This is a genomic window from Clostridium sp. USBA 49 (assembly GCF_900167505.1).
GTDB classification, from domain to species: Bacteria; Bacillota; Clostridia; order Clostridiales; family Clostridiaceae; genus Clostridium_AT; species Clostridium_AT prolinivorans.
The window spans coordinates 412,352-425,637 of record NZ_FUYD01000001.1; the positions used below are offsets into that span (position 1 = coordinate 412,352).

General features: G+C 28.3%; 9 protein-coding genes. All 9 read right to left on the reverse strand.

Annotation, left to right across the window (positions count from 1 at the left end; genetic code table 11):
- Positions 1 to 17 precede the first annotated feature (17 nt).
- Entirely contained in the window at positions 18 to 998 is a 981-nt protein-coding gene (locus B5D11_RS01770; RefSeq protein ID WP_078681326.1) for an ABC transporter permease, read from the reverse strand.
- A gap of 203 nt (positions 999 to 1,201) precedes the next feature.
- Positions 1,202 to 2,878, reverse strand: coding sequence for an ABC transporter substrate-binding protein (locus tag B5D11_RS01775; protein WP_078681327.1), 1,677 nt, complete (start codon positions 2,876 to 2,878; stop codon positions 1,202 to 1,204).
- A 156-nt stretch (positions 2,879 to 3,034) separates the two neighbouring features.
- Positions 3,035 to 4,132: a response regulator transcription factor gene (locus B5D11_RS01780; RefSeq protein ID WP_078681328.1), complete on the reverse strand. Its 1,098-nt coding sequence runs from the start codon at positions 4,130 to 4,132 to the stop codon at positions 3,035 to 3,037.
- A 58-nt stretch (positions 4,133 to 4,190) separates the two neighbouring features.
- Entirely contained in the window at positions 4,191 to 5,975 is a 1,785-nt protein-coding gene (locus B5D11_RS01785; RefSeq protein WP_078681329.1) for a sensor histidine kinase, read from the reverse strand.
- A gap of 76 nt (positions 5,976 to 6,051) precedes the next feature.
- Positions 6,052 to 7,185, reverse strand: coding sequence for a glycosyl hydrolase family 8 (locus B5D11_RS01790; RefSeq protein ID WP_078681330.1), 1,134 nt, complete (start codon positions 7,183 to 7,185; stop codon positions 6,052 to 6,054).
- Between the two features lie 56 nt (positions 7,186 to 7,241).
- The gene (locus tag B5D11_RS01795) at positions 7,242 to 8,249 is read right to left on the reverse strand and encodes an endo-1,4-beta-xylanase (protein ID WP_078681331.1); all 1,008 of its coding nucleotides are present in this window, start codon (positions 8,247 to 8,249) and stop codon (positions 7,242 to 7,244) included.
- 18 nt (positions 8,250 to 8,267) lie between these two features.
- Positions 8,268 to 9,065 (reverse strand): polysaccharide deacetylase family protein, encoded by a 798-nt coding sequence (locus B5D11_RS01800; protein WP_078681332.1) that lies wholly within the window; start codon positions 9,063 to 9,065, stop codon positions 8,268 to 8,270.
- A 48-nt stretch (positions 9,066 to 9,113) separates the two neighbouring features.
- A complete protein-coding gene (locus B5D11_RS01805) occupies positions 9,114 to 11,012 on the reverse strand; it encodes a sialate O-acetylesterase (protein ID WP_078681333.1) in 1,899 nt (632 codons plus the stop codon).
- A gap of 163 nt (positions 11,013 to 11,175) precedes the next feature.
- Positions 11,176 to 13,221: a glycoside hydrolase family 52 protein gene (locus B5D11_RS01810; protein WP_078681334.1), complete on the reverse strand. Its 2,046-nt coding sequence runs from the start codon at positions 13,219 to 13,221 to the stop codon at positions 11,176 to 11,178.
- Positions 13,222 to 13,286 lie beyond the last annotated feature (65 nt).

Below are 13,286 nucleotides of genomic sequence, written 5' to 3' on the forward strand. Positions count from 1 at the left end.
TTATAAAGCTACCTCCCCTACATAATACCTTCGCCGCTTACTTTTTTAGATATGCCATTAGCTGTTAAAAGCAAAATAATACTTATGACACTCTTAAAAATACCTGCTGCTGCTGCAAAAGAGTAACGTCCCATTGAAATACCATATCTTAATGTAAAAGTATCTAATACATCAGATGTTTTAAATGTTATAGGATTTTGAAGTAAAAGAATTTGTTCAAATCCAGTATTTAGTATCCACCCACACTGCATAATCAATAATATTCTTACTGTAGGCCAAATTCCAGGAATAGTTATATGAAGTATACGTTTAATTCTACCAGCACCATCAATACTAGCAGCTTCATATAAACTTGGATCTATGGCAGTCATAGCTGCTAAATAAATAATTGCGTTCCACCCAACTTCTTTCCATACATTACTTGCAGTAATAATTCCCCAAAAATATTGTGGTAATCCTAAAAAAAGAATTGGATCTTTAATTAAATGCAGTTTTAATAATATGGTATTTATTATTCCGTTATCAGTAGATAAAGCCCACATTACTATATTAGCTGCTACAACCCAAGATACAAAGTGCGGTAAATATGATATTGTTTGAACAATTCTTTTAAAGCCAATATTTTTAACTTCATTTAAAAATATTGCTAATATAATAGCAGTTAAATAACCAAATATTATGTTAAGTGCACTTATACCTAAAGTATTTCGCATTACATTAATAAAATTGTTATCAGTAAATAATAATTTAAATTGTTTAAGACCTACCCATTGAGATTTAGATATACCAAGACCTGGCTTATATTCTTGAAATGCCATTAACCATCCCCATATGGGCAAGTAATTAAATATGAAGACATATACAATAAAAATACTAGACATAATAATTAAAATTTTTTGTTTTTTACAACGTCGAATAAAATCCTGCCTTGCTGCTTTTCTATTATTAGTTTTCTTAAAATTTTTATTTATTTCCTTATTATGAATCATTTCAGTCATAATTTTCCCTCCTCATAACGTTTTCTTACTATATTCTTTATAATAAAATTATAATAAATTTTAATTTAATCCATAACCAGACAAATTTTATTATATTCATATATAATTTAAGTACTTAGTCAAATTCACCTTATATAATTTACTTATCAATAGATTATAGAAATATTCGGCAAGCATTAAATGCTTGCCGAATATAAATTGTGCTATTTGCTTTCTCCTGTGCCCCACTGTTTTACTCTTTCTTGAATTGCATTAGTTATAAATTGTTCAAGTCCTTTAACATCAAGCTTGTTAATTTCACTTGTATATTTATTCCATAATGATTCAAATTCTGAAGATGATTTTGCCATAATCATTTTTGGAACATATTCTTGCATAAGCTCATTTATTTTAGTATTTGTAAGCTGTTCATTAGATCCATCAGGTAATTTTACATCCCATGCTTCACCCCATGGATTACCTTTATCAGGATGGAACATTTCACCCCAAGTTTTAACTCCATACTTCTCTAATACTTTTTTATCTGAATCCGTATAATTTGCTGCAATTTCATCAGGATCTCCACTTGGCATCCAATAATTTCCGTCAGAATATTTTGCATTTATAGAATTTACTGGCCATGGATATCCAAACATACCAATTCCTGTCTTTTTAATATAATCTTGATTCTTAAGTTGTTCTCTTTGTTCAGGAGTTCTATACATTTTCCCATTTGAATCTACATTATAATCTTTATCTTTAACACCCCAGTTAATTCTTTTTTGGACTTCTTCACTCATTAACCAATCAATAAATTTAAACGCTCTTACAGGATCTTTACAAGAAGTAGATATACTTATACCATCTCTTGTTATAGGAGTTGATGGTAACTGATATCTATCAACTATGCTATTATCCCATACAACTGGGAAAGCTACATATTGATATTCGTCTTTTCCTTGTTGATGTAAACTATTTTGCACATTACTTAACCGCCAACCATAATCAAAAAACCCTAATACTCTTCCTGTTGCAAGCTTTGACATATATTGATCAATTTTTTGCGTAAATGCTTCTGGATCAATCATACCTTTATTCCATTCTTCATTTAATTTTGTCCAATATTTCTTAGAAGAATCGTTATTAGCATAAAGTTTACCAGTTATTGTTTTAGGATCAAATTGTAAAATACCATCGTTGCTATAACCAGCCAAAGCACCACCTGGATTTGTAATAGTAAAAAATGCTGTAGGATCTGATATAACAGAAAAGCCTATTGTTGAACTACCATCTGTTGTTGGATGTTTAGATTTATAATCTTCTAATATATTAAAATACTGATCTAATGTAGTAATTTTAGGATATCCAGCTTCCTCAAGAACACGTTTTTGAACATAAAATCCACCTGAAGCTGTTGCATTATTTACCCCTTCTCTATATGGAGGTATAAAGTATATTTTACCATCTTTTTGAGTTGATTTTTTAAGTATAGGTTCTTGATATTTTTTAATGTTTGTACCATATTTTTCGATATAATCATTTAAAGGAACTGCTGCACCAGCATCAACAAATTTTTGATGTGCATCCCAACCATAAATAAAATCTGGATAATCCCCTGATGCAAGCATAACTCCAACTTTTGTATTCAAATCTCCCGCAAGATACTCAACTTTTATTGTAACTCCTGTCTGTTCTTTTACCCAATTAGTAAAATCATTATCATCTGGAAATTGAGTAGCATTTCCAAAGCCATTGAAAAATGTAAAAGTTATTGGATCACCTTTTACACTATCAGTATTATTGCCTGCGCCTTGAGTTGGTTCTGATTTTTGACATCCAGCCAATATACCCGTTGACAGCATAGCACCAACTACCAAAGAAATAATTCTTTTTCCTTTCATAATTTTCCCCCCATAAAAATATAGTAATTGTTTACATAAATAATTATATATTGTTTCTAAAATTTAAAATACATATATAACTTTATATTTTACTTATATAATTTAAGGTGTTTTTAAAGCATCATTAAAAATACTTAAATGTTATACATTATATTATTATTTTAACTTCTGCAAACTCTTTCTATATTCTGAAGGGGACATATTAACATTTTTTTGAAATCTGCCGACAAAATAATCAGTATTTTTATATCCTACACATTCCGCTACTTCGTATATCTTTTTATTCGTTCTAGCTAAAATTTTTTTAGCTTCTTCTATACGTATTTCATTTAAATAATCATTAAAATGCTTTCCAAAATACTTTTTAAATTGCTGCCCTAAATACACTGGATTTATATAAAATTTTTCTGATAATAATTTAAGATTTATATCTTCCATGTAATGTTTTTTTATAAATTTTTCAACTTCATTTATAACTCCTCTTGAATTATTACTTTTTAGTAACTTTATATAGGCTGAACTTTCTAAACATAATTCTAAAGTTTTTTGCTTAACTTCTTTAAAACATAAATTTTTAAGTAAACCTACAAATTGACAGTGTTTTAATACAAATTCATCTACATCTCCGTTAACATCTTTTATAATTTTCATTATTTCTACAATTAAATTATTTATATATACCTCTATTACTTCAATAGCTGATAATTTTTCATGAAAATTATCAAATATATCATTTACTAGATTTTTAATATCTATTTCATTATTTTTTTCTATAGCATCTACTAAAGAATTAACCCCCAAAACATTTTCAAATGAATAGGTAAAATTACAGTCTTTAACATCTTCATAAAATTTCTCATTTATATGTTTATCAGCTACATTTAATTCTAATAATAGCTTTCTTAATCGTTTTACCAGTTCATCTTCATCAATAGGTTTAAGCAAATAATCTTTAACTCCATATCTTATTGCTTGTTGAGCATATTTAAAATCTTCATATCCACTTAAAATTATAAATTTAGTATTTATGTTAAGTTTTTCTATTGAATATTTAATAAGTTGCAATCCATCTATTTTAGGCATTCTTATATCAGTAATAACAATATCTGGTTTTTCTTCTTCTATAAGTTTTATAGCCTTTTCACCATTACTAGCTTCGCCGCAAATATTATATCCAAAATTTTCCCAATTAATTAGCATCTTTAATGCCTTTGTAACAAATGGTTCATCATCAACCAATAAAACTTTAAACATATATAATCACCCCATATATTATATAGCATTAGTTATTGTAAATTTTTTGTATTAAATATCATACATACTTTTCAAGTTTATATATTGGTATTCGAAGTTCTACTTCTGTGCCTTTATTTAATTTACTATTGATTGTAAATTTAACTTCTTCTCCAAAATAAAGCTTTAATCTTTTATATATATTTACAATACCATAACTCCCATTTATTAATTTTCCTTTTTTTAAAGCTTCTTGGATTTGCTGTAATTTTTCTTTTTCTATACCTATTCCATTATCAATAATTTTACAAAACAATTCGTCTTCATTAAATTTAATATTTATATTTATTACCCCAATGCCATCAATCATTTCTATTCCATGAACACTTGAATTTTCCACTAATGTCTGAATACACATTTTAGGTATCTTATAACATAATGCATTTTCATCAACATTAATAACATAATTAAGCTTATCGCCATATCTATATTTTTGTATTTCAAGAAAATCTTTTGTAAGCTCAATTTCTTCTCTAATTGTAATTAAATCTTCTTTAAAACTTAAAAATCTTCTAAATAACTTTGACATATATTTTATTATTTCTGCAGTTTCTAATTCACCCTTTAAAACACTTCTAAGCCTTACAGTATTTAATGTATTATACAAAAAATGAGGATTAACTTGACTTTGAAGTGCCATAAGTTCAGCTTTTGTTTTTTGAATTTCAGCCTCGTATACTACTTCAATAAGATTTTTTATTTTTATTGTACTATTATTAAATTCTTTAATTAATGTTCCTATTTCATCTTCTCCAGCATCAATATCTATAACATTAAACTTTTTATCAGATATATCTTTTAAATGCTTTGAAACAATTTCAAGTCTATTTTTTATAGAAGATGATATTACCAAAATTATTAAAGTAGATATAATAATACTAAATAGTGCTACTGCTATAACTATACTTTTATTACTACCCATTGCTTTTTTAATATCATTTTTAGGAAATACTCCTATTAACTTCCATCCGCTCATATAGCTATTTATAGCAAAATTTTTTGAAATAACTATATCTTTTGAAGTATAATAATTATCTGTAAATACTTTAAACTCATTATAATTATTATATATATCCTGATTATTTGAAAACATTATTCTATTGCTATCATCTATAAGATAAATTATTCCTTTAGTGTTTTCTTTATTTACAACATCTAAAAATGAATTTAATCTTATATCTATTTTTATTATTTTATTTGTATAATTAATAGACTTATAATCATATAATCTTCTTATAACACTTAAATATCGTCCATAAGCTAAAAGATTATTTTTATCGCTTTCAATATATGGGTATATTACAGTATTTTGTCTACTACTTTGAAGTTTTTTATACCAATCAGAATTAATAATATCTGAATTAAGAAAATAATAATTACCGCCATTTATTATAGTATTATTTTCAGTATAAATACTTATCTTTTGTATTTGGCTGTAAATAGGTAAAAATTTATCAACAGCTTCTTTTGTATAATTTAAATAAACATCATAGTAATCTTCTATATCTCTATATTTACTGTCAAGAGCATTCTCCAATTTACTATCTAAGTTTATCGTACGGATTACTTGCATACATTGTTCAATATTTGTTGTAAATCCAATCTTAATTCGTTCCATTGACTCGTCTAACAGCGTTAATACCTGTTTAGAAACATTATGTGAAATAACAAAATAAAATATTGTATTAATTGATACTATAGGTATGAATACACAAAAAATATACAGAAATATAAGTTTTCTTTTTAAACTTATATTATTTATACTGCCAATTAGTTTTTTAAATTTCGTAATAATATTTTTCATATATTCAGCTCCCTATAGACAATGATAATAGTAATTTTTTTAATTATTTATTTGAGTTTTTTTGTTTTTTAACTTCTTACCATATCCTATATTTTCCACTTAAAGCTATTAAACTAAAAAAATATAAGCAATTGTCATAATAACGTCTTACTCCAGTTCTAAGAGGAGTATTCCAAAATTTTCTTACAAATTTTTCTGCATTAGGTCCATCAGCAGCAAGAGATGCCATAGCATTTGTTGCTAGAAGTCCAACTGGATGCAAAGCTTTTTCTTCAAATTCAGTTCCATCCAAATTATAAATTCTGTAGTCATTTATATCTTCTATATCTGCAAAGAAGCTTTGAATTTTATTTGCTTCTTCTCTTTCCCAATCATCCTTTTTAAACCATTCATAATCAAGGCCAATATTTGCAGCTACGCGATAGGCATCGCTATAAAAATATTGATGTCCTTTTGTGGTTTCTGGAGTTCCATCATAATTAGCATATTCTGCTGCCAGTCCTGTTACAGGATTACAAGTCTTCTTTAAATATTCCCTACTAGCTGCTGCAGCTTCAACCCAAAATTGTCTGTCTTCTTCATAGGCCCATAATGAAAATAGCTCATAAAAATGTGGTAAATGATAAGATGGATCGCTAAAATGAGATTCTGGAGTGAACTTAATAAGTTTGTTTGATATCTCCCACATTGGATTTCCTATACTATCTTCTCCTTTATGAACACAGGCCTTAAGTATTTCCTTTGCTTGAATGCTATAATTTAACGGCTCCGGTCCATCTCCCCATCTGTGAGAAGCAAAGAAAAGCGCCATTGCAAAGTATTCTTCTCCATCTGGAGCAGGGCCATTAGCATTTCTCGTTCCATCTAACTTACAAGACCAAGCAAAATATCCAGCATATTCTCCACTTTTGTGATACATATATTTTTTTACCCATCTCCAAATTCGGTCAAATTCTTCTTTTTTATTCATTTGTACGCACATCATCATTCCATAGGACATACCTTCAGTTCTAACATCTATATTCCCTGTATCAACTATGTATCCCATGTCTTCACCTACTGGATGATATATTCTTGTATGTTCATCTCCATAAAACATTTCATTAAATGTATCCTCTACCTTTTTATCAATTTCTTTTTGTGAATATCCTAATTCTTTAAAAACATTGCGATACTCTTTTGTATAAAATGCTCCTGAATTGCTATACATTATTTTACTCCTTTCTTTATGTAGCATAACTTATTATACATTACAATAAAAATAAATTATTTAAAGTTTACTACTCTATCAAAAGCTCTCTTAGGTTTTCCTTTTACATCAAATAGCATAGGCCAGTCTTTTCTTCCTGGTACCGGAAAATTATCTTTCCAGGTATACATATCGCTTATTCCCCAGAAAGTTACTGAGTTTATAACTTCCTTATATTCTCTAAAGGTTCTAAATATGTTATCATACATTTCTTCCTGAAGATAAAGCATTTCAGAAGTTGGTTCTAAAAGATCTGTTCTACTGTTTTCAAAGTTAAACATGGATACATCTAATTCTGTTATTTGAATTTTAAGACCAAGTGAAGCATATTTCTCAATTGCATTTTTTAAATTATCTATAAGTTTTTTATCTGTTATGTTCCAGTGAGCCTGTATTCCTACACCATCAATAGGTGTCCCTTTTTCAATCAATTCCTTTAGCATCCTGTAAGATTTATCAAGCTTATTTGGAATCTCATTATTGTAATCATTATAATACAGCTCAGCATTATTAATTTCTTCCTTTGCAACTTCAAATGCTATTTTAATATAATTTTCACCAAGTATTCTCCTCCAGGGTGTATCTCTATATTGTTCTCCAGTTTTATCCTCAATAGCTTCGTTTACAACATCCCAAGCATATATAATATCTCCATATCTATTTACCAAGGTTTTAATATGCTGCTTTAACCTATTAAGTAAAAGCTCCCTTGATACTTGATTCCCATTTTTATCAACAAACAACCATGAAGGTGTTTGATTATGCCACACAAAGGTATGTCCTCTCATTTTTATATTGTTATTTATTGCAAATTCTTTTATCTTATCAGGCTTATCAAATTCAAACCTTCCTTCAACGGGCTGAATTTCACCGAATTTCATAGCATTTTCTAAAGTTACACTATTAAAATGTTTTTTAAGAAGTTCCCCATGAATTCCTTCCAAGTCTTCAACTCTTACAGCTGCACCAATTTTAAAATAGTCTTTGTATGTTTCACATAAAGATAAAATTTTATCATTATTCATACTAATTTACCCCCCTTTTTATAGTTTTATAGTTTGTCCGCTCTTAATCTCAAGAGCCTTACCATTTACATTTATCCAAACAGTTATTGCTGATGGATTGTAGATAATATCTCCATTGGCTGAAAATTCAAGGGACCTTAATGCTTTAATATATCTCATTATTTCAATATTTGTTGCATACCAAATATCAGAATTATTAGATATTAATCTGCAAAAGTTTTCAATTAAATCCCAATTATTATTTCTATCAAATTCAAAACTATGTCCCCAAACATACATTAATTTTAATTTTCCGTCATATTTATAATTTAAAAATTTCTCTCCTAATTCCATTAAATTATCATCATGATGACAAGTTGAATGCCATTTTAGAAAATTATCTGGGATACAAAAGTCATGATGAGCAACAACTGTTCTTGAATATTCAATTCCTAAAGATGAAATAATTTCTATGATTTTTTCATTATATACACCAAAAGGATAAGACATTCCCTTTATTGGATATCCAACTAAAGATTCCAGTGCTTTTCTATCTTCAATTACTTCTTCAACAATTGCTTCAACTGGAATACAATTTAAAAATGGATGAGTTTTTGTATGAACTGAAACTTCATGACCTTTATAAAGTTCAGCTACTTCACTGCTATTTATAAAAGGTTCTTTATCTAAAGTACCAGAATTTAAATGAAAAGTACCTTTTATTCCATATTTATTAAATATACTAACAAGCTTTCTGTCAAACTTTTGCCCATCATCATAACTCATAGTAAGTGCTTTAGTTTTACCCTGTGGAAATAAATCAAATTTAATATTCATATACTTCACCTCAAATTTTATTTTTTTATAATCAAACTTAAATATTACTTATTCAGTTGTAAAAGGCGATGCTGGCAGCCCTTCTTTATTATACAAATTTGCATCTTTAGGATTATCTGCCCATGCATATCTAACAATAATAGGATTTTTTACTTTATCACTCCAAACTATAACTTTATCATCTTCTATAACAGCCTTTGCCCAAACAAATTTTCTATCTAAACCTGCAATAGCAAAATCTTTTAACTCATTACTATCCTTTGCAACTAATCCTTTGCCTATGTTTGTAAATTTAATAATAATTTTATTTCCGTCAATTTTCATAGATTTGTAAATTGGACCTGAAGAAACAATATCATTATCACCATAAGCAAGTTTTTGAGCTAATAGTGCAAGTCTATTCCCTACATCTTTTTTATTTAAAGGATGTAAATCATTCCATTCTCCAATATCAATCGTAACAGCCATTTCAACATTTGGAACATCGAGACTCTTGCGCTGCTCATCTCTAAGTTCTGCCCATTTACTTTCAGAAGGTTCTAATTTAGCCTTCATAAAATTTGCAAGCTGTACATATAAAAACGGAAAGTCTCCTTGATTAAACTTTTTTCTCCAATCTAATACCATAGAAGAAAATAATTCATGGTAGCCCTTAGGATTATCAGTATTTGATTCGCCTTGATACCATATAACACCTTTTATATGGTATTTTAATAGAGGTGAAATCATTCCATTAAATAAACCTGAAGGTTTATATTCAAAAAAAGTTGTAGGTGGTAATGGTTCATCATTAACCGATCCTATATTATACTTCCATTCACCTTCTAAATTGATTACTTCATCTCCTATAATAAGTTTATAAGGCTTTTCTTTTACAAACTCTCCTTTACCGCAATTACTAATAACTCTTATAGTAATAACATTTTTACCAGATTTAAGTACATTTTCTGGGACTTCATATCTCCTTGGAGGATACTGGTATCCTGTTGAACCTACACATATACCATTAATGTAAGCTGTATCACTATCAACAATTGTCCCAATTAAAAGTTTTGCTTTTTTACCTGCCATTGAGTTTGGAATATATACCTCTTTTCTAAACCATACTACTCCATTTAAAGGTTTCAATCCTTCATCTTTCCATAATGCAGGAAGTTTCATTGTTGGCCAATCTGAATCATCATAATTTAAATCAAACCAGGATAATCCATCCTTTCCCAATCCTTTATCATTTTCATTTAATCTTTTAAACCAGTTATTAATTGCATATTGTTCATCTCTTTTTACATTATTTATATATTCATCATCTTTAAGTATTTCAATATTTTCAATATCTCCTGGAAATTTTTCTAATGCATCTTTACTCATCCAAGCTGTAATTGGGGTACCGCCTACACATGCTTTTATTAGGCCTATTGGTACATGATATTTTTCAAATAATGATTTAGCAAAGAAATATCCTACTGCTGTAAATTGAAGAATATTATCAGAATTTGCACATTGCCAAGTGCCTGACTCTAAATCTTCATTTGTTTTTTTAAAATCATACTTATCTGGAACAATAAACTGCCTTATATAAGTATTATTGCAATTAGATATTTCATCTTCATAAATAGGCTTTACTCTTTCCATAGGTATTACCATGTTGGATTGTCCTGAACAAATCCATACATCACCAATAAGTATATTCTTTATTTTTATACTTATAGAAGCCTTTATCTCCATATCATAAGGTCCACCTGCTTTTAATTTAGGTAAAATAATTGTCCACTTTCCATCCTCATCAGCTATGGTACTGTAAGATTTATCTATAAAATTTATTGTTACCCTTTCTCCTACATCTGCTACCCCCCATATTTTTATATTTATATCTCTTTGTAATACCATACCATCACTTATTAGTTTAGGAAGTTTAAGCTTTGAATTAAGGCCTTTATTTAAATTCATAAATTATCACCTATTTTCCTAATATTAAATCGAATTAAAATATACTTTGTTTAAAATATTTTTCATAAAATTAATAACTTTTAAATTTAAGCTGTAAAACTTTTTATCCTATTATCAGAAAACTTCCTAGGCAAAAATTTTTCTCCTAGGAAGTTTAGTTAAATTATTTCATCCAAAGTATACTTGTAACAAGTCTAGGATATAGCCTGCTGCCTCTTGCAGTTCCAGTATCACTATTTACCTGATCTGTAGCTGCCTCTTCACTGCAGCTTACTTGCTGCCAGCTTTCGTGTACTCTATCCCATTCTTTTTCAACATCATCTCCAAAATTCATATTTAATATTTCTTTAATTACGTATTGTGATAAAAATATTTTACTATTCCAAGTATTTTTACTTGTAGAAGATAGCTTCCATCCACCAGAAACTTCATCAATACAAATTCCTGGTCTTAAGATTGTTTTAATATGTTTTTTGAGGGTTTTTATTAATTCCCCATAAGTTCCAGTTTCACTTACTGCGTCTACATTACCAACTACATAAGGATAAACAAGGGCTTCTACGGCTGGAATTATTCTTGAAGTATTCCCTTTTTCAAATACAGCTGGAATATATCCTTCTTTTTCATCAAATTTACTTACTATTGTGTCTGCCGCTATATTTGCTCTTTTTAAAGCTTTTTCTGCTAATTCTTTATGTCCATTTTTTTCTAAAATGGTATTAAGCAAAACATATGCTGCCCAGCTTTTCATTCCTAAGTATAAATTATTTCTTGCTTGTCCAAGACTAACATCAAGACTATCATAAGTTGTAATTTCAGAACCACTTTCACATCTTGAGCTATCAACATCCATTATTCCATCATTATTTTTATCTCTTGATATAAGCGATTTAAAACATTCCTCAAAAATATTTATATTTTTTGCTACCCATTCTTTATCGTTAAGTTTTAATGCATATACTCCAGCTGTTAATGTCCAATTTAACAATTGTTCATGAGTCATATAACTAAAACAACCATTAAGATTTGGGAGTTCATAAGAAGAATATCCTTTTGGTGAAAATCCATTAGCAACTCCCATATCGTGAGTAAATGCCAAACCTGCCTGATCGTAATAGCTGTATCTTTCTACAAATAAATCTAACACATTTGCTATAGTCCAAGGATGAAATTTCATTTCCCAAAAAACATGATCTATTGTTAAATCGAAGGTATTCATCATTATATATTCTCCTTCGTTAACAATCCATAATGCATTGCCATCTTCTCTTTTCATAAGCTGAGTATTTGCATGATAGCTATGTGTTGCATGAGCTATAAGGAATTTTCTATGTTCATTTAAGTTACTTTCACTAAGTTCTTTATCTCTTTGAGCAGCTAAATTTAGATAATAATCAGCATTTTTTAGTCCAAATTCTATAACTTCTTCTAAAGAATTAAACACTTCTGTATAATAAAATTTGGATTTGATACCTGTAGTTATAATTCCGCTTTGATAAGTTGCAAGAACTATAGTATATGTTTTTGAGGTTCCTTTAGGAACTTTAAATATTAAAGACGGTGCTCTTCCTAAATCATGATTTTGATAATTATCATTAGCCCAAGAAGTTAATATATCAAGTCTTGAAAGCTCTCTTACATCTTCACTATTTGATATACCAAAACCGTATTGTGTTGAAAAAGCTGCTCCAAGATATTTATTATCAGTAGTTTGAGATAATCTTCTCTTAAGCCCTTCAATCCCAAATATCATTTCAGCATCTGAAGTACTATTTGTATTATCAAGAGTTAACTTTGCAAAAATAACTGGAGCAAAAGCAAATTTTTTTTCTTCATCACTCATTGTTGATGGCTCTTTAACATTACCAAATGGAGTAATTAAAGAGAATTTAAAATTACCTGCACTCCAAGTATCTGATGCCCATCCAATTTCTCTATTTATTTCATTTTCAGAAAAAAGTTCAATTGATTTTTCTTTTTTTGTATCTGCAACTTCTCCTGTAAATTCTTCTTCTGCGCTATTATCACTAATAGTACAGAAAGGAAGAAGTTTAATTTTACCTTCTTGTTTAAAACCTATAAGAATATTACTTTGTGGTGGTCTTACATCACTTAAAACGAAACCTCCTCCTTTACCTATTTTTCCAATAATAAAACTAGAAAATGCTCCAAAAGCACTATGATGCATATGAAATGATTTATTTTTCATAGTATATCTCCTTTCAGATAATTACTTATATATAATATATCTAAACCTTTTCATTATTTAATTGT